At 54.4% G+C, this 18,427-nt stretch carries 18 protein-coding genes; 11 read left to right on the top strand and 7 right to left on the bottom strand.

The genetic code is table 11. The features are described from left to right. Positions 1–2: 2 nt before the first annotated feature. The 6 genes from rbsK to kup form a co-directional block, all read right to left on the bottom strand. Positions 3–932, bottom strand: coding sequence for a ribokinase (rbsK, locus tag ACQG1Y_RS23410; RefSeq protein WP_015570155.1), 930 nt, complete (start codon positions 930–932; stop codon positions 3–5). A 108-nt stretch (positions 933–1,040) separates the two neighbouring features. After that, complete coding sequence (gene rbsB, locus ACQG1Y_RS23415; RefSeq protein ID WP_426737126.1) at positions 1,041–1,931, bottom strand: ribose ABC transporter substrate-binding protein RbsB; 891 nt, start codon at positions 1,929–1,931, stop codon at positions 1,041–1,043. Positions 1,932–1,958: 27 nt separating this feature from the next. Beyond that, the gene (gene rbsC, locus ACQG1Y_RS23420; protein ID WP_003862395.1) at positions 1,959–2,924 is read right to left on the bottom strand and encodes a ribose ABC transporter permease; all 966 of its coding nucleotides are present in this window, start codon (positions 2,922–2,924) and stop codon (positions 1,959–1,961) included. Positions 2,925–2,928: 4 nt separating this feature from the next. Continuing rightward, a complete protein-coding gene (gene rbsA / locus ACQG1Y_RS23425; protein WP_015570154.1) occupies positions 2,929–4,434 on the bottom strand; it encodes a ribose ABC transporter ATP-binding protein RbsA in 1,506 nt (501 codons plus the stop codon). A gap of 7 nt (positions 4,435–4,441) precedes the next feature. Then, complete coding sequence (rbsD, locus tag ACQG1Y_RS23430) at positions 4,442–4,861, bottom strand: D-ribose pyranase (RefSeq protein WP_368740443.1); 420 nt, start codon at positions 4,859–4,861, stop codon at positions 4,442–4,444. A gap of 214 nt (positions 4,862–5,075) precedes the next feature. Then, on the bottom strand, positions 5,076–6,944 hold the full coding sequence (gene kup, locus ACQG1Y_RS23435) for a low affinity potassium transporter Kup (RefSeq protein ID WP_006808744.1): 1,869 nt from the start codon (positions 6,942–6,944) through the stop codon (positions 5,076–5,078). A 222-nt stretch (positions 6,945–7,166) separates the two neighbouring features. Between kup and ravA the strand changes: the two genes are divergently transcribed. Continuing rightward, positions 7,167–8,663, top strand: coding sequence for an ATPase RavA (gene ravA, locus ACQG1Y_RS23440; protein ID WP_003862389.1), 1,497 nt, complete (start codon positions 7,167–7,169; stop codon positions 8,661–8,663). Then, on the top strand, positions 8,657–10,108 hold the full coding sequence (gene viaA / locus ACQG1Y_RS23445; protein ID WP_368740446.1) for an ATPase RavA stimulator ViaA: 1,452 nt from the start codon (positions 8,657–8,659) through the stop codon (positions 10,106–10,108). The genes ravA and viaA overlap by 7 nt, the downstream gene beginning before the upstream one ends. Here the strand turns inward: viaA and asnA are convergent, their stop codons facing one another. Continuing rightward, the gene (asnA, locus tag ACQG1Y_RS23450) at positions 10,109–11,101 is read right to left on the bottom strand and encodes an aspartate--ammonia ligase (RefSeq protein ID WP_003862385.1); all 993 of its coding nucleotides are present in this window, start codon (positions 11,099–11,101) and stop codon (positions 10,109–10,111) included. A gap of 151 nt (positions 11,102–11,252) precedes the next feature. Between asnA and asnC the strand changes: the two genes are divergently transcribed. From asnC to atpH, 9 genes are all read left to right on the top strand, one after another. Next, the gene (gene asnC / locus ACQG1Y_RS23455) at positions 11,253–11,711 is read left to right on the top strand and encodes a transcriptional regulator AsnC (protein ID WP_003862383.1); all 459 of its coding nucleotides are present in this window, start codon (positions 11,253–11,255) and stop codon (positions 11,709–11,711) included. Between the two features lie 90 nt (positions 11,712–11,801). After that, positions 11,802–12,251 (top strand): FMN-binding protein MioC, encoded by a 450-nt coding sequence (gene mioC, locus ACQG1Y_RS23460; RefSeq protein WP_003862381.1) that lies wholly within the window; start codon positions 11,802–11,804, stop codon positions 12,249–12,251. A 374-nt stretch (positions 12,252–12,625) separates the two neighbouring features. Then, positions 12,626–14,515, top strand: a complete 1,890-nt coding sequence (gene mnmG, locus ACQG1Y_RS23465; RefSeq protein ID WP_032668933.1) for a tRNA uridine-5-carboxymethylaminomethyl(34) synthesis enzyme MnmG — start codon at positions 12,626–12,628, stop codon at positions 14,513–14,515. A 107-nt stretch (positions 14,516–14,622) separates the two neighbouring features. After that, the gene (gene rsmG / locus ACQG1Y_RS23470) at positions 14,623–15,246 is read left to right on the top strand and encodes a 16S rRNA (guanine(527)-N(7))-methyltransferase RsmG (protein ID WP_017694037.1); all 624 of its coding nucleotides are present in this window, start codon (positions 14,623–14,625) and stop codon (positions 15,244–15,246) included. 615 nt (positions 15,247–15,861) lie between these two features. Continuing rightward, on the top strand, positions 15,862–16,242 hold the full coding sequence (gene atpI / locus ACQG1Y_RS23475; protein WP_003862375.1) for a F0F1 ATP synthase subunit I: 381 nt from the start codon (positions 15,862–15,864) through the stop codon (positions 16,240–16,242). Positions 16,243–16,250: 8 nt separating this feature from the next. Beyond that, a complete protein-coding gene (gene atpB / locus ACQG1Y_RS23480; RefSeq protein WP_003862373.1) occupies positions 16,251–17,066 on the top strand; it encodes a F0F1 ATP synthase subunit A in 816 nt (271 codons plus the stop codon). A 49-nt stretch (positions 17,067–17,115) separates the two neighbouring features. Beyond that, positions 17,116–17,355 carry a F0F1 ATP synthase subunit C gene (atpE, locus tag ACQG1Y_RS23485; RefSeq protein WP_000429386.1) on the top strand — a complete coding sequence of 80 codons (240 nt, stop codon included), beginning with the start codon at positions 17,116–17,118 and terminating at the stop codon, positions 17,353–17,355. Positions 17,356–17,403: 48 nt separating this feature from the next. Beyond that, positions 17,404–17,874, top strand: a complete 471-nt coding sequence (gene atpF / locus ACQG1Y_RS23490; protein WP_003862370.1) for a F0F1 ATP synthase subunit B — start codon at positions 17,404–17,406, stop codon at positions 17,872–17,874. 14 nt (positions 17,875–17,888) lie between these two features. Beyond that, on the top strand, positions 17,889–18,422 hold the full coding sequence (atpH, locus tag ACQG1Y_RS23495; RefSeq protein ID WP_015570151.1) for a F0F1 ATP synthase subunit delta: 534 nt from the start codon (positions 17,889–17,891) through the stop codon (positions 18,420–18,422). Positions 18,423–18,427: the final 5 nt, after the last annotated feature.

Genomic DNA, 18,427 nt, shown 5'->3' on the forward strand with positions numbered 1-18,427 from the left:
CGTTACCCCTGCTGACTTAAGAATTCATCAATCTCTTTACGCCATGGAACAGAAGGCTGAGCGCCTTTACGCGTCACCGCAATCGCAGCGGCGGCATGCGCGAAGCGGATCGCGTCATCCATTGCTTTTCCTTCCAGCAGCGCCGTTACCAGTGCACCGTTGAAGGTGTCTCCTGCGGCGATGGTATCAATGGCTTTGACCTTAAAGCCCGGTACGCGACGGCCTTCGCCATTGACGCTAGCCCAGACCCCACGGCTGCCGAGGGTGATGATTACGGTGCCGATGCCTTTTTCATGCAGTGCAAGCGCGGCACGCGCGGCATCGTCATCATTTTCGACACGGATACCCGTCAGCTTTTCCGCTTCGGTTTCGTTCGGGGTGATGATATCCACCAGCGCCAGCAGCTCATCTGATAATACACGGGCAGGCGCAGGGTTAAGTACGACAGACGTATGATTTTCATGCGCAATTTTCGCGGCGGCCAGCACGCTTTCAACCGGTGACTCCAGCTGCATCAGCAGGGCTTCCGCTCCGGCGATGATTCCACGCTGCGCTTCGACGCGTTCAGTCGTTAACGCGGCATTAGCCCCCGCATGAATACCGATGACATTCTCACCTTCCGCATTGACGAAAATCAGCGCCACGCCGGTAGATTCCCCTGCAACCACGCTGACGGGTGCAATGTCGATGTTGTCGCTTGCCAGCTGTTTGCGTACGCGCTCGCCGGTATCGTCATCACCCGTACAGGCGATAAACGCGATATTCGCCCCGCTGCGTCCGGCGGCAACCGCCTGGTTTGCGCCCTTACCGCCGAACGCCACCTGATACTGATTACCAGTGACGGTTTCGCCCGGAGTGGGGAACGTTTCAAGGTTAAGAATGTGATCGGCATTGATACTGCCAAGGACGACGAGGTTGCCTGCGGTTTTCATGTATTGAGGTGTCCATCTGAGAGCGCCACCGGTCTTACCCGGTGGCGTATGCCACACTTTTCTTTTATTTGGTGTCCCTCAGGCAGCCAGCGACTGCCTGAATCGCCTTTACTGCTTAATGACCAGTTTCAGGTCAACAGGATATTTGGCCTGAACTTTTTCGCCCTTCAGCACTTTATCGGCAGTTTGCACGCCAGTCGCGCCAATCTGCTCAGGCAGCTGAGCGATGGTCGCAGCCAGTTTGCCATCATTTACTGCTTTTTCACCATCCGGCGTGCCGTCAAATCCGACAACCATCACATCTGATTTACCCGCAGTCTGGAGCGCACGCAGCGCACCGAGCGCCATTTCGTCGTTCTGTGCGAATACCGCCTGCACATCAGGATGCGCGGTCAGCAGGTTCTGCATGACGTTCAGGCCCTTTGTACGGTCGAAGTCTGCCGGCTGGCTCGCCAGCACGTTGAATTTGTGCGCCGCTACAGCCTGCTGGAAGCCTTCACCACGTTCACGGGCTGCGGAAGTCCCGGCGATACCCTGCAACTCGATCACTTTCGCGCCTTCACCTGCTTTCTTCGCGATGTAGTCACCGGCGATTTTACCGCCCAGTACGTTATCAGACGCAATGTGGCTGACCACATCCCCTTTCGTTGCCTGACGGTCAAGGGTGATGACCGGGATCTTCGCCTGGTTTGCCATCTTCACGGCATTACCGACCGCGTCGGAATCGGTTGGGTTGATCAGCAGGATTTTGGTACCACGAACGGTTAAGTCCTGAACGTTAGCCAGCTCTTTCGCCGGGTTGTTCTGAGAATCCAGCACCACCAGGTTGTAGCCCAGTTTATCTGCTTCTTTCTGCGCGCCATCCTTCATGGAGACGAAGAACGGGTTGTTCAGGGTAGAGACAACCAGCGCGATGGTGTCCTTCGCCATGGCGTTAGCACTTACGGTTGCGCTCAGCGCGACAGCAGAAACCAGGGTAGCCAGTTTTTTCATGTTCATATCTAAGATGTCCTGTAGTGTCGTCAGTTACTGTTTTTTGTTGTCTACCAGTACCGCCAGCAAAATCACCACTGCCTTAACGATCATCTGGTAATAGGAGGAAACACCTAACAAATTCAAACCATTATTCAGGAAACCGAGGATCAGTGCGCCGATCAATGTCCCAACAATGCGACCTTTACCACCCGCAAGGCTCGTACCGCCCAGAACCACTGCCGCGATGGCATCCAGCTCATAGCCCGTACCCGCCGTTGGCTGCGCGGAAGAGAGGCGCGCCACTTCGATGATGCCCGCCAGAGACGCCAGCAGGCCGCACAGGGAGTAAACGATAATTTTGACTTTATTAACGCTGATACCGGACAGGCGCGTTGCCGCTTCGTTACCGCCCAGCGCATAGATATAACGACCCAGACGGGTATGGTGCAGCATGTACCATGCCGCCAGGAAGACGATAGCCATGATCCAGACCGGGGTCGGGACACCCAGCGGGCGACCAATACCGAACCAGCCAAACAGATCGGCGTTATCGGTAAAACCGGTATTAATCGGGCTGCCGTTGGTGTACACCATGGTCACACCGCGCAGCAGCAGCATCATCACCAGCGTGGCGATGAACGCCTGAACGCGACCTTTCGCCACAATCACGCCGGTTACGGCGCCAATTGCCGCACCTGCCGCCAGCGCAGCCGCAACGGCCACCAGCGCGTTGACCTCAATACCAACAATCGACGCGGCGATCGCGCCGGTGAGGGCCAGCAGGGAACCGACGGACAAATCGATACCCGAGGTCAAAATCACCAGCGTCATCCCCACCGCCATAATGGCGTTGACGGAGGTCTGCTGAAGAATGTTGAACAGGTTATTGACGGTAAAAAAGTTCGGGCTCATGGTCGAGACAATCGCGATCAGCACCAGCAGGGCAATCAGCGATTTTTGTTCCATCAGCCATGCCTTTGTGAAATAGCGGCGACCAGAAACAGCCTGGGTAGTCATCTTCTTACTCCTGATTCACGCGATTAAGCTTGCCCACAGCGGCAGCCATCAGAACTTCCTGGGTGGCCTGCTCGCGAGTGAATTCACCGCCGAGATGCCCTTCATGCATGACGATAATGCGATCGCTCATGCCTAATACCTCTGGCATCTCGGAAGAGACCAGAATGATGCTCAGACCGTCGGCCTTGAACTGGTTAATCAGCTGATATATCTCTTTCTTCGCGCCCACGTCCACGCCGCGGGTAGGTTCATCCAGGATCAACACTTTTGGGCGCGTCATCAGCCCGCGGGCAATCGCCACTTTCTGCTGATTCCCGCCGGACAACAGGCCAATCGCCTGCTCCATCGATGGGGTTTTAACGTTAAAGAGACGGATAAAATCGCTGACCGCCTGCTGCTCATCTTTGTGTTTCAGGCTGCCGCCGCTGCGGCTGAAATAGCCTAGCGCCGTCAGGGACATGTTCTCTTTCACCGACATGCCCAGCACTAAGCCGTCGCGCTTACGGTCTTCGGAAATATAGACAATGCCGTTCGCCAGGCCATCCTGAGGCGAGCGGGTGACCACCTCATGGCCGTCGAGGGTAACGTAGCCGCTGGTGCGCGGCAGTGCGCCATAGAGCACTTTCATCAGTTCGGTGCGCCCCGCGCCCATCAGGCCCGCGACGCCAAGGATCTCGCCCTTGCGCAGAGTAAAGGAGACGTCATTCACGCCCGGCCCACAGAGGTTATCCACCTTCAGGCGGATTTCTCCCGGCGCTTTCTCCAGATGCGGATACTGATCTTCGAGCTTACGTCCCACCATCATTTCAATCAGGGTATCTTCGGTCAGGGTTGCCACTTCGCGCTCGGCAATAAACTGCCCGTCGCGAAAGACGGTGACGTCGTCGCAGATCTCGAAGATCTCTTTCATGCGGTGTGAGATATAGACAATGCCGCGGCCCTGGGATTTCAGCTCACGGATCACGCGGAACAGGGATTCGGTTTCGGTATCGGTCAGGGCGTCGGTCGGTTCATCCATAATGATGACCTTCGACTCGAAGCTCAGCACCTTCGCGATTTCCACCATCTGCTGATCGCCGATGGAAAGGTCGCCCACCAGTCGGTCGCTCTTAAAGCGCAGATTCAGCTTCGCCAGCAGTTTGTCCGCTTCGGCATACATGGTTTTCCAGTCGATTTTGCCAAACCGGTTCACGAACTCACGGCCGAGGAAGATGTTCTCCGCAATGGTGAGCTGCGGGATCAGGTTCAACTCCTGGTGGATGATGCCGATGCCCGCTTCCTGAGAGGATTTCGGGCCGTTAAAGGTGGTCTCTTTACCCAGCCACAGCAGCGAACCGGCATCGCGTTGGTAGATACCGGTCAGCACTTTCATCATGGTGGATTTGCCGGCGCCGTTTTCGCCCACCAGCGCCATGACGCGCCCGGAATAGACGTTCAGCGCCGCACCGGAGAGGGCTTTTACGCCCGGGAACGACTTATCGATCCCTTTGAGTTGCAGTAATGCGTCCATGATGGCCTCAGAAGGTGACGCCAGCACAGAGAATGATATTCGCATACGGGGAGCACTCCCCGCTGCGAATCACCGCCTGACTGTCTGCGGTTTGTTGTTTGAACTGCTCGTGCGTTGTGTAACGAATTTCTATGGTATTTCCCTGGTGCTGTTGCAGTTGCTCAATGTGGCTGAGCAACGTTTCGTGGAGTTGCGGATTATGTTGTTTGATTTCCGCCGCGAGAATGGCCGCCTCAACCTGCATCTCCGCGGTGACCACTTCCAGTACCTGCATGAACGAGGGTACGCCCTGCGTTAACGCCATATCGATACGGGTTGTGCTGCGCGGAACCGGTAAGCCTGCATCGCAAACCACCAGCGTATCGGTATGCCCAAGACGGGAAATCACCAATGAGATTTCTGAGTTGAGTACTGTGCATTTCTTCATTTTTTGCTCCACTAGCGAAACGTTTCGCTAAAAACAGTGTAGCCGCAGAAGTGTTCAGAAAACCATCATGACGTAACGGATTTGTGATCAACGTCGAAACGTTTCGCTAAGTGAAATGCAATAGAGGAAAATTGCCCGGCGGCGCTACGCTTGCGCGGGCCTACGGGTCTGGTAGGCCGGGTAAGCGCAGCGCCACCCGGCATATTCAGAAGGGTTAAATCTCGACCTGCGTCCCCAGCTCAATCACGCGGTTAGGCGGGATCTCAAACTGGTCAGGCGCACGCAGGGCGTTACGTTGCAGAATGAGATACAGCTTGCCGCGCAGGCGCAGATACCATGGGCGCTTGCCGATGATCAGCGACTCGTGGGACATAAAGAACGACGTCTCCATCATGCGGCAACTCAGGCCTTCCAGACCGCAGCGGTGGAACACCTCTTCCACGTTCGGCGTTTCGCGCCAGCCGTAGCTTGCCACCACGCGCCAGAAGGTTGGCGACAGCTGTTCAATCTGTACGCGACGCACGTTGTGAACGTACGGCGCATCTTCGGTACGCAGCGTCAGCAGGATCACGCGCTCGTGCAGCACTTTGTTGTGCTTGAGGTTATGCATAAGCGCAAACGGGATCACGTTCAGCGCGCGAGACATATACACCGCCGTGCCCGGCACACGCACCGGTGGGGACTTCTCCAGCGAGGCGATCATCGCCTCAAGAGAGTTACCGTGCTCGTGCATACGACGCAGCAGGCGGAAACGTTCGCTCTTCCACGTCGTCATCACAATAAACATCACCAGACCCAGCGTCAGCGGCAGCCAGCCGCCGGAGACAATCTTGTCGAGGTTCGCAGAGAACAGCGGCACGTCGATGCAGAGGAAGCCAACCAGGATCAGCCCCACGAGGAACTTATTCCAGTGCCAGTTACGGTACGCCACGGTGGTGGAGAGAATAGAGGTCAACACCATCGTTCCGGTTACCGCGATACCGTACGCCGCCGCCAGATTACTGGAGTGCTCAAAGCTGACGATAACAATCACCACCGCGAAATAGAGCAGCCAGTTGACGAACGGAATGTAGATCTGGCCAGACTCCATCTCCGAGGTATGGATAATGCGCATTGGGGAGAGATATCCCAGACGCACGGCCTGACGCGTCAGGGAGAATACGCCGGAAATGACAGCCTGAGAGGCAATGACCGTCGCCAGCGTCGCCAGGATCAGCATCGGAACCAGCGCCCAGTCCGGCGCCAGCAGGAAGAACGGGTTTTTAATAGCTTCAGGGTGTGCAAGCAGCAGCGCGCCCTGACCGAAGTAATTCAGCACCAGTGAAGGCAAGACCACGCTAAACCAGGCGACGCGAATAGGGAGTTTCCCGAAGTGGCCCATATCTGCATACAGCGCTTCAACACCGGTAATGGACAGCACCACCGCGCCCAGCGCCACAAACGACACCACTTTATATTCAAGGAAGAAATGCACCGCCCACATTGGGTTCAGCGCGTGCAGGACATCCGGGTTGGCGATAATACTGCGTAAGCCCAGCGCCGCCAGGATCAGGAACCAGGCCAGCATAATAGGCGCGAACAGCTTACCCACCAGCCCGGTACCGTGTTTTTGTATGGCAAACAGCAACGTCAGCACGATAATAGCGAGTGGCACCACCCACGTATCAAGCTGTGGCGCGACAATCTCCAGCCCCTCTATGGCCGACATTACAGAAATCGCCGGCGTAATCACGACTTCTCCATAGAAGAAGCTGCCGCCAATCAGGCCAATGATGACCAGCACGGAGGTCATTCTTGCGGACGTATTGCGCCCGGCAAGGGACATCAGGGTCAGAATACCGCCCTCGCCCGCGTTATCAGCCCGCATTACGAAAGAGAGATACTTAAGGGAGACCACCAGGATCAGCAGCCAGAAGATGAGCGAGAGGAAACCAAATACGGCGTCACGCTCTACACCAAAACCAAACTGACCGGACAGACATTCACGAAGCGTATAAAGCGGGCTGGTGCCGATATCACCGTAGACAACCCCGATCGCCGCAAGCGTTACTGCGGGTAATGATTGCTTATTATCAGTGCTCATAGACTAGTCTTTTCGTTTGAATAACAAATGTGTGCTTAGTCCCTTGGCCCACAAAAAGCGCACAGTATGCACGATTCAATGCAAAATCGTACCCCTAAATGCAGCCGCATTAATGTAGCGCAAAGAAAATAGCGCCGCACTTCAGCCTATTACCAGGCCAGACCGAAACGTCTATACTCGCTTCAATTAGCCGCCACGACGGCGAAAGGATGCAAAACTATTATGGCTCACTCACATTTATTAGCAGAAAGAATTTCCCGCCTCAGCAGTGCGCTGGAGAAAGGCCTTTACGAGCGTAGCCACGCCATTCGCCTCTGTTTACTGGCGGCGCTGAGTGGGGAAAGCGTATTTCTGCTGGGCCCGCCGGGCATTGCCAAAAGTCTGATCGCACGCCGCCTCAAATTCGCTTTCCAGAACGCGCGCGCATTCGAGTATTTGATGACGCGCTTCTCCACGCCGGAAGAAGTTTTCGGCCCACTCTCCATTCAGGCGTTAAAAGATGAGGGACGCTATGAACGTCTGACGGCGGGCTATCTTCCGGAAGCGGAAATTGTCTTTCTTGATGAGATCTGGAAAGCCGGCCCGGCCATTCTGAATACCCTGCTGACGGCAATTAACGAACGCCGCTTCCGCAACGGCGCCAGCGAAGAGAAGATCCCCATGCGCCTGCTGGTGGCCGCATCTAACGAACTGCCCGAAGCCGACAGCAGCCTGGAAGCGCTGTATGACCGTATGCTGATCCGCCTGTGGCTGGATAAAGTCCAGGATAAATCAAACTTCCGTTCCATGCTGGTAAGCCAGCAGGATGAAAACGAAAACCCGGTGGCAGCGTCATTGCAGGTCACGGACGAGGAATACCACCAGTGGCAGGAGGAGATCGGCAAGATAAAACTGCCCGATCCCGTTTTTGAGCTGATCTTTATGCTGCGCCAGCAGCTTGATTTGCTGCCTTCCGCGCCGTACGTCTCCGATCGTCGCTGGAAAAAAGCCATTCGCCTGCTCCAGGCAAGCGCGCTGTTTAGCGGCCGCGATGCTGTCGCCCCAATCGATCTGATCCTGCTGAAAGACTGCCTGTGGCACGACGCAGAAGGGATGAATCTGATGCAACAGCAGCTGGACGTTTTGATGACCGGACACGCGTGGGGTCAACAATCCATGCTTAATCAACTGGGCGCGATTGCCCAACGTCGCCTTCAGCTCCAGCAGCAGCAAAGTGACAAAACCGCGCTGAAGGTGAACCGTCTTGGCGGGATGTTTGCCCGTAAACCGCACTATGAACTGCCCGCCGGGCTGACTGACGCCTCGCTCACGCTTCTTCTTCAGCAACCGCTGAAGCTTCATGATATGCAGGTTGTGCACGTGACGATCGAACGCGTTGCGCTGGTTCAGTGGCTGGATAAAGGCGGTGAGATCCGCGGTAAACTCAACGGTATAGGCTTTGCACAGCCGCTGTCGATGGAAGTCGACAGCAGCCAGCACCTTGTGATCCGTGACGTCAGCCTTCAGGGATCGCGCCTGGCGCTGCCGGGCACGGCCTCCGATACTGTTCCGGAGGAGATTAAACAGCAGCTCGACGCGCTGGATAACGAATGGCATCAGCAGCACACGCGCTTCAGCGAGCAGCAGAAATGCCTCTTTATCCATAGCGACTGGTTAGGTCGCATTGAAGCCAGCTTGCAGGATGTCAGCGCGCAGATCAAACAGGCGCGTCAATGCTAACGCTGGACACGCTCAACGTCATGCTGGCGGTTAGCGAGGAAGGGTTGATCGAAGAGGTCGTCATTACCCTGCTCGCTTCACCGCAGCTGGCGGCCTTCTTTGAAAAATTCCCGAAGCTCCGAAAAGCAATGACGGACGATCTGCCCCGCTGGCGCGATAACCTGCGACAGCAGTTTAAGGAGACGGAAGTCCCGCCGGAACTGACAGAGGAAGTGGCTGGTTACCAGCAGTGCCAGCGGCTTTCAACGCCGCAGTTTATTGCCCAGCTACAGCAAACCCTGACGCTGCTTGATAACGTTCACTCCCCGTTTGCCAGCCAGGCCAGAGCGCTGGTCACGGACAACCCCAGCTTTACTCCCGCCCTGCATACGCTGTTTTTACAGCGCTGGCGTCTGAGCCTTGTGGTCCAGGCCACGGCCCTTAATCAGCAGTTGCTGGACGAAGAGCGCGAACAGTTGCTCAGTGAAGTCCAGGAGCGAATGACCCTGAGCGGCCAGTTAGAACAGGTGCTGGTGGAGAATGAAAACGCCGCCGGTCGACTCTGGGATATGAGTGCCGGCCAGTTAAAGCGGGGCGATTATCAGCTGATCGTGAAGTACGGCGACTTTCTGGCGCAACAGCCGGAGCTGATGAAGCTTGCAGAACAGCTCGGCCGCTCCCGGGAGGCCCGGTCGGTCCCAAAGAAAGATGCGCCGATGGAGACCTTCCGTACGCTGGTACGCGAACCCTCCACCGTACCGGAGCAGGTGGACGGGCTACAGCAAAGCGATGACATCCTGCGCCTGCTGCCTACGGAACTCAGCACGCTGGGCATGACCGAACTGGAGTATGAGTTTTATCGTCGGCTGGTGGAAAAACAGCTCATTACCTATCGACTGCATGGCGAAGCCTGGCGCGAGAAGATCAGCCAGCGTCCGGTGGTACACCAGGATTTTGATGAGCAACCGCGCGGCCCATTCATTGTTTGCGTCGATACGTCTGGATCGATGGGGGGCTTTAATGAACAGTGTGCAAAAGCGTTCTGCCTGGCTCTGATGCGCGTGGCGCTTGCCGATCGTCGTCGCTGCTACATCATGCTCTTTTCCAGCGAAGTTGTTGGGTATGAACTGACCAGCCCACAGGGGCTGGAGCAGGCGATCCGCTTTTTAAGCCAGCGCTTTCGCGGCGGCACCGATCTGGCCAGCTGTTTTCGCAGCATCATTGAGCGCATGCAGGGCGGAGACTGGTACGACGCGGATGCGGTGGTGATTTCCGATTTTATCGCCCAGCGGCTGCCGGACGACGTCGTGAATAAAGTGAAGGAGATGCAGCGCGTGCACCAGCACCGTTTCCATGCCGTGGCGATGTCTGCACATGGAAAACCCGGCATCATGCGCATCTTCGATCACATCTGGCGCTTTGATACCGGGTTGCGTAGCCGCCTGCTCAGACGCTGGCGACGTTAATTAAAGAAGAGAACCGACGCTCTCACGTACCTGCTGCGGCCAGACCCCACACTGTACCTGACCAATGTGAGAGAGTTGCAGCAGCAGCATGGTCAGACGAGACTGGCCAATCCCACCGCCGATGGTCTGCGGCATTTCACCGCGCAGCAGTGCCTGGTGCCACTCCAGTTGCAGACGATCTTCATCACCGGTCACGGCCAGCTGACGCTTCAGTGCTTCAGCATCCACGCGGATCCCCATCGAAGAGAGTTCAAACGCATCTTCCAGAACCGGGTTCCAGACCAGAATATCGCCGTTCAGACCGGCATATTCGCTTTCGCCCACGGTGCTCCAGTCATCGTAATCCGGCGCACGGACGTCGTGACGTTTACCATCAGACAATTTCCCGCCAATGCCGATAAGGAATACCGCGCCCAGCTCTTTGGCGATCGCGCGTTCACGGCCTTTGGCATCCAGATCCGGGAAACGGCTCAGCAATTCCTGACTGTGAACAAAGTGGATCGTTTCCGGCAGGAACGGTGCCAGACCAAACTCTTTGCTCACGGCCGCTTCGGTTGCTTTGATCCCGGCGTAGATCGCCTCAACAGTGGATTTCAGCGTACCGACGTGACGCTCGCCATCTCCCATTACGCGCTCCCAGTCCCACTGGTCAACGTAGACAGAGTGAATCGGGGAAAGGCGGTCTTCATCGGGGCGAAGGGCTTTCATGTGCGTGTAAAGCCCTTCGCCCGCGCTGAAGTCGTGTTGTCCCAGGGTTTGACGCTTCCACTTCGCCAGGGAATGAACCACTTCGAACTGGGCGTCTGGCAGTGTTTTCACTTTTACCTGTACCGCTTTTTCGCAACCAGACAAGTTATCCTGCGTCCCGTCACCCACGCGGCTCAGAATCGGCGCCTGAACTTCAATAAGGCCAAGCTTCTCTTCCAGCTGGCGGGAAAAATGGGATTTTACGAAACTGATCTGGCGTTGTTTTGCGATGTAAGCGGTTTTCATTATTTATACTCCTGCGTCCTGTTGATACTGATTAAGCAACAGAACAGGCGCTTAATTCAATAACCCATCAACAAAAAGCCGCCTTCACTTTTGATTCGTTAAAATAAGACGCTAGAATAGAGGGAATCATTAATCTTCATAAGAAAAACCTATGGAAAATTATCAGATCGACAATCTGGACCGCGGCATTCTGGAAGCGCTAATGGCCAACGCACGCACCGCGTATGCCGAACTGGCGAAACAATTTGGCGTCAGCCCGGGGACCATTCACGTTCGCGTCGAGAAAATGAAGCAGGCCGGGATCATCACCGGCGCACGCATTGATGTCAGCCCGAAGCAACTTGGCTACGACGTCTGCTGCTTCATTGGCATTATTCTGAAAAGCGCCAAAGATTACCCCTCCGCGCTGGAGAAACTGAACGCGCTGGATGAAGTCACCGAGGCGTACTACACCACCGGGCACTACAGCATCTTTATAAAGGTGATGTGCCGATCCATTGACGCCCTCCAGCAGGTACTTATCAACAAGATCCAAACAATCGATGAAATTCAGTCCACTGAAACCCTGATCTCCCTGCAAAACCCGATCATGCGTACTATCCGCCCGTGATCGGGCAATTTCATTCCCACATTTTCCACAGGTAGATCCCAGCTCGTTCACAGCGTACAATGGCCGCCTCTTTATCTGAGCGAGCGATCAATGGCGGACATTACTCTTATCAGCGGCAGCACCCTGGGCGGTGCGGAATATGTAGCGGAACATCTGGCTGAGAAGCTGGAAGATGCGGGCTTTTCAACACAAACGCTGCACGGACCGCTGCTGGAAGATCTCCCGACTGACGGGGTCTGGCTGCTGATCACCTCCACGCACGGCGCGGGCGATCTGCCGGATAACCTGCAACCTTTATATGACGAACTGCTGGAACAACAGCCCGATCTGTCAAACGTCCGGTTTGGCGCTGTGGGGATCGGCAGCCGTGAATATGACACTTTCTGTGGCGCCATAGAGAAAGTAGAAGCTGCGGTGACCGCCTGCGGAGCAAAACAGCTGGGTGAAACGCTGAAGATCAACATCCTCGATCATGACATTCCCGAAGATCCAGCCGAGATCTGGCTCGCGGAATGGAAAAATTTACTCAAAAACGATTAAAGATCGTGCGATCAGATGTGGATAACTCTGGTTAAAAGCTCGTATTAAGCCGTAGTTATCCAAAGAACAACGTTGGTTTAGTTTTTGACCTGTGTATAAAGTGGCGATCTGATCCCAGCTTATACGGTCCAGGATCACCGATCATTCACAGCAAACGATCCTTCCTAACTGCATGATCTTATTTATGGGATCGGACTTATCCACAGAGGTCTGCGATCCTAATAAGAGATCACAATAGAACAGATCTCTAAATAAAAAGATCTTCTTTTTAATAGCCCAGGATCCCAATGCTTTCTCGAAAGACTAAAGTTGAGTAGAATCCACGGCCCGGGCTTCAATCCATTTTCATACCGCTTTACGCGAGGCAGACCACCATGTTTTATCAGGATCCTTTTGACGTCATCATCATTGGCGGGGGTCACGCAGGCACTGAGGCCGCAATGGCCGCAGCGCGAATGGGTCAGCAGACCCTGCTTTTGACACACAATATCGACACGCTGGGACAAATGTCCTGTAATCCGGCGATTGGCGGCATTGGGAAAGGACACCTGGTAAAAGAAGTGGATGCACTTGGCGGCCTGATGGCGAAAGCGATCGATCATGCAGGCATCCAGTTTAGGATACTAAACGCGAGTAAAGGGCCTGCTGTTCGTGCGACCCGCGCACAGGCAGACCGCGTGCTTTACCGTCAGGCTGTGCGCACCGCGCTGGAGAACCAGCCGAACCTGATGATCTTCCAGCAGGCAGTTGAAGATCTTATCGTCGAGAACGATCGCGTCGTGGGTGCCGTAACCCAGATGGGGCTCAAGTTCCGCGCAAAAGCGGTTGTGCTGACCGTCGGGACATTCCTGGACGGAAAAATTCATATCGGCCTGGATAACTACAGCGGTGGCCGTGCTGGCGATCCGCCGTCTATCCCACTTTCACGTCGTCTGCGTGAACTGCCGCTGCGCGTCAGCCGCCTGAAAACCGGTACACCGCCGCGTATTGACGCGCGCACCATTGATTTCAGCGTGCTGGCGCAACAGCACGGCGATAACCCGATGCCGGTGTTCTCGTTCATGGGCAATGCGGCTCAGCATCCGCAGCAGGTACCGTGCTACATCACGCATACCAACGAGAAAACCCATGACGTGATCCGCAATAACCTCGATCGCAGCCCAATGTATGCTGGCGTGATCGAAGGGATCGGCCCGCGCTACTGCCCGTCGATCGAAGACAAGGTGATGCGCTTTGCCGATCGTAACCAGCACCAGATCTTCCTGGAGCCGGAAGGGCTGACCTCAAATGAAATTTACCCGAACGGCATCTCCACCAGCCTGCCGTTCGATGTACAGATGCAAATTGTTCGCTCAATGCAGGGCATGGAGAACGCAAGAATCGTTCGCCCTGGCTACGCTATTGAGTACGATTTCTTCGATCCGCGCGACCTGAAGCCGACGCTGGAAAGCAAATTCATCCAGGGTCTGTTCTTCGCAGGCCAGATTAACGGTACCACCGGGTACGAAGAAGCTGCCGCACAAGGGTTGCTGGCCGGTCTGAACGCCGCTCGCTTCTCTGCCGAGAAAGAGGGCTGGGCACCGGCGCGTTCTCAGGCTTACCTGGGCGTTCTGGTCGACGATCTCTGCACGCTGGGGACCAAAGAACCGTACCGCATGTTTACTTCTCGTGCGGAATATCGCCTGATGCTGCGCGAAGACAATGCCGATCTGCGCCTGACTGAGGTGGGCCGTGAATTGGGTCTGGTGGATGACGAACGCTGGGCGCGCTTCAACGAGAAGCTGGAGCGTATCGAACAGGAACGTCAGCGCCTGAAAACCACCTGGGTGAATCCGCAGGCGGAAACCGCTGCCGAAGTAAACGCTCACTTAACAGCACCGCTGTCGCGCGAAGCCAGCGGGGAAGATCTGCTGCGTCGTCCTGAAGTCACTTACGAGAATCTGGTCAAACTGACCGCGTTCGCGCCGGGCCTTGAAGACGCGGAAGCGGCTGAACAGGTCGAGATCCAGGTGAAATACGAAGGCTACATCGCGCGTCAGCAGGATGAGATCGAAAAACAGCAGCGCAACGAAAACACGCTGCTGCCGGAAATGCTGGACTATCGTCAGGTGACGGGCCTTTCCAACGAAGTGATCGCTAAGCTGAACGATCACAAACCTGTGTCGATTGGCCAGGCCTCACGTATCTCCGGCGTCACACCTGCCGCGATTTCGATTCTGCTGGTGTGGCTGAAAAAGCAGGGTATGCTGCGCCGCAGCGCGTAATGCTCTGAAAATTGCCCGGTGGCGCTGCGCTTACCGGGCCTACTGAACCCGTAGGGCGGGTTAGCGAAGCGCCACCCGCCACTTAAGTTTCTCAACAGGTATCCACCGTGCTCAATAAACTCTCTCGTCTGCTGGAACAGGCAGGTATTTCGCTCACCGATCACCAGAAAAATCAGCTGGTGGCCTATGTCGATATGCTGAACAAATGGAATAAAGCGTACAACCTCACCTCCGTACGCGATCCCAACGAGATGCTGATTCGCCATATTCTCGATAGCATCGTCGTGGCGCCATATCTGAACGGGGAACGTTTTATCGACGTGGGCACCGGCCCGGGCTTGCCGGGCGTTCCGTTGTCTATTGTTCGACCGGAGAGTCAATTCACGCTGCTGGACAGCCTGGGTAAGCGCGTACGCTTTTTACGCCAGGTCCAGCATGAGCTGAAGCTGGAAAACATCACGCCCGTGCAGAGCAGGGTAGAGGAGTTCCCGGCTGAGCCACCGTTTGACGGCGTTATCAGCCGCGCATTTGCGTCACTCAATGACATGGTGAGCTGGTGCAAACACCTGCCGGCGGAGAAGGGGCGTTTTTATGCGCTGAAAGGGCAACTTCCGGGGGACGAAATCGAGCAGCTTCCGGACGGTTTTGCTGTCGAATCCATTGAGAAACTTCAGATCCCTCAGCTCGAAGGTGAGCGTCATCTGGTGATAATTAAGCCAAACACTTTTTAAAAATTAATAAAAAATGTGGAATTTGTGCTGTTCTGATCGTGTTAAAAAGCAGCACATCCCGTCTGTTTTGTCCGTTGTTAATTTAACCTTGTTGTTACCATGGGTTTTCTTATGGTTAACCTGAAGTGAGTTGTTCACTCTGAGGATAATCAACCATGAAAATATCAGCCTGCTAAAAGTGGGTAAAGGCAACAAGAATGGAATGTTAAATATTTATTAAGAATGTCAATAAAAGGTTTTTGTTGTATACGGCTCTGTTTTAAAAATAGTTGCGATTTTTTTGCTTTAATTTCATACAGATGAAATAAATCGTTTTACGTCTTTGATAAATACCACTTTATCGCAAATGTGTATTTTGTGATCTCGTGCACGCTTTATCACCAACGTTTCCGCGCTGTTTGCAGTTTTGCCTGAAGGTCGGCACTTAGGTCAAAAGTTGAAAAATAGGACTGGGGAAAAATATTTAAACATTTATTCACCTTTTCGCTACTTAATGTTTGAAATCACGGGTACGCACCGTATAATTTGACCGCTTTTTGATGCTTGACTCTGAGCCTTAAAGGACGTTTTATACGACACGCGGCATACCTCGAAGGGAGCAGGAGTAAAAACGTGATGTCTGTGTCGCTCTTGAGTAGAAACGTTGCTCGTAAGCTTCTGTTCATTCAGTTTCTGGCTGTGATAGCAAGTGGACTGCTGTTTAGCCTCAAAGACCCCTTCTGGGGCATCTCCGCCGCGTGCGGAGGTTTGGCGGTGGTTCTGCCAAACGTGTTGTTTATGATTTTTGCCTGGCGTCATCAGGCGCATACACCCGCCAAAGGCCGCGTGGCCTGGTCCTTCGCTCTCGGCGAAGTGTGTAAGGTGTTGCTGACCTTTGCTCTACTGGTGATGGCGCTGGCGGTTTTGAAAGTGGTATTCATGCCGCTGATAGCAACGTGGGTTTTGGTGCTGGTGGTACAAGTTCTGGCTCCAGCTGTAATCAATAACAAAGGGTAAAAGGCATCATGGCTTCAGAAAATATGACGCCGCAGGATTACATAGGTCACCATCTGAATAACCTTCAGCTGGACCTGCGTACATTCTCGCTGGTGGATCCACATAACCCCCCGGCCACCTTCTGGACGATCAACATCGACTCCATGTTCTTCTCGGTGGTTTTGGGTCTTCTGTTCCTGGCCATGTTCCGCAGCGTTGCTAAAAAGGCGACCAGCGGTGTTCCAGGGAAATTCCAGACGTTCATCGAGATGATCATCGGCTTCGTCCATGGCAGCGTGAAAGACATGTACCATGGTAAGAGCAAACTGATTGCTCCGCTGGCCCTGACCGTGTTCGTTTGGGTCTTCCTGATGAACCTGATGGACCTCCTGCCTATCGATTTCTTACCTTGGATCGGTGAGCACGTACTCGGCCTGCCTGCACTGCGCGTGGTTCCGTCTGCCGACGTGAACATCACCCTGTCGATGGCGCTGGGCGTATTTATCCTCATTCTGTTCTACAGCATCAAAATGAAAGGCGTAAGCGGCTTTGTGAAAGAGCTTACCTTGCAGCCGTTCAACCACTGGGCGTTTATTCCGGTCAACCTGATCCTGGAAGGCGTTAGCCTGCTGTCCAAACCTGTTTCACTGGGTCTGCGACTGTTCGGCAACATGTATGCGGGTGAGCTGATTTTCATTCTGATCGCGGGTCTTCTGCCGTGGTGGTCACAGTGGATTCTGAATGTGCCATGGGCCATTTTCCACATCCTGATCATTACGCTGCAAGCCTTTATCTTCATGGTTCTGACGATCGTCTATCTGTCGATGGCGTCTGAAGAGCACTGATTTTTTACCAACACTACTACGTTTTAATTGAAACAAACTGGAGACTGTCATGGAAAACCTGAATATGGATCTGCTGTACATGGCTGCCGCTGTGATGATGGGTCTGGCGGCTATCGGTGCTGCGATCGGTATCGGCATCCTCGGGGGCAAATTCCTGGAAGGCGCAGCGCGTCAACCTGATCTGATTCCTCTGCTGCGTACTCAGTTCTTTATCGTTATGGGTCTGGTGGATGCAATCCCAATGATCGCTGTAGGTCTGGGTCTGTACGTGATGTTTGCTGTCGCGTAGTAGTTGTTTTAAAACCCCAAGCCACAGAAATTTAAGAGGTATTGTGCTGTGAACATGAACGCAACAATCCTCGGCCAGGCCATCGCGTTTATTCTCTTTGTCTGGTTCTGCATGAAGTATGTATGGCCGCCTTTAATGGCTGCCATCGAAAAACGTCAGAAAGAAATTGCTGACGGTCTGGCTTCCGCAGAACGCGCTAAGAAAGATTTGGACCTTGCACAGGCCAACGCGACAGACCAGCTGAAAAAAGCGAAAGCTGAAGCTCAGGTAATCATTGAACAGGCTAACAAACGCCGTTCTCAGATCCTGGACGAAGCCAAAGCTGAAGCAGAACAGGAACGTACTAAGATCGTGACACAGGCTCAGGCTGAAATTGAAGCTGAGCGTAAACGTGCTCGTGAAGAACTGCGTAAGCAGGTTGCGATTCTGGCTGTTGCTGGCGCCGAGAAGATCATCGAACGTTCCGTGGATGAAGCTGCTAACAGCGACATCGTGGACAAACTTGTCGCTGAACTGTAAGGAGGGAGGGGCTGATGTCTGAATTTGTTACGGTAGCTCGCCCCTACGCCAAAGCAGCTTTTGACTTTGCTGTCGAACACCAAAATGTCGATCGCTGGCAGAATATGCTGGCGTTTGCCGCTGAGGTGACGAAAAACGAACAAATGGCCGAGTTGCTTTCTGGTGCGTTAGCGCCTGAAACCCTCGCCGCGTCGTTTATCGCCGTGTGCGGAGAGCAACTGGATGCCAACGGCCAGAACCTGATTAAGGTGATGGCGGAAAATGGTCGTCTCCGTGTGCTCCCGGATGTTCTCGAGCAGTTTGAGCACTTACGTGCCCTTAGTGAAGCTACCGCTGAAGTTGAAGTAACTTCTGCGACTGAACTGAGTAACGAACAGCTTGCGAAAATCACCGCCGCGATGGAAAAACGTCTGTCACGCAAAGTTAAGCTGAATTGCAAAATCGATAAGTCTGTAATGGCAGGCGTAATCATCCGCTCGGGTGATATGGTCATTGATGGCAGCGTACGCGGCCGTCTTGAGCGCCTTGCAGACGTCTTGCAGTCTTAAGGGGA

Source organism: Enterobacter cloacae complex sp. 397G4 (genome assembly GCF_050031515.1).
GTDB lineage: Bacteria > Pseudomonadota > Gammaproteobacteria > Enterobacterales > Enterobacteriaceae > Enterobacter > Enterobacter hormaechei_C.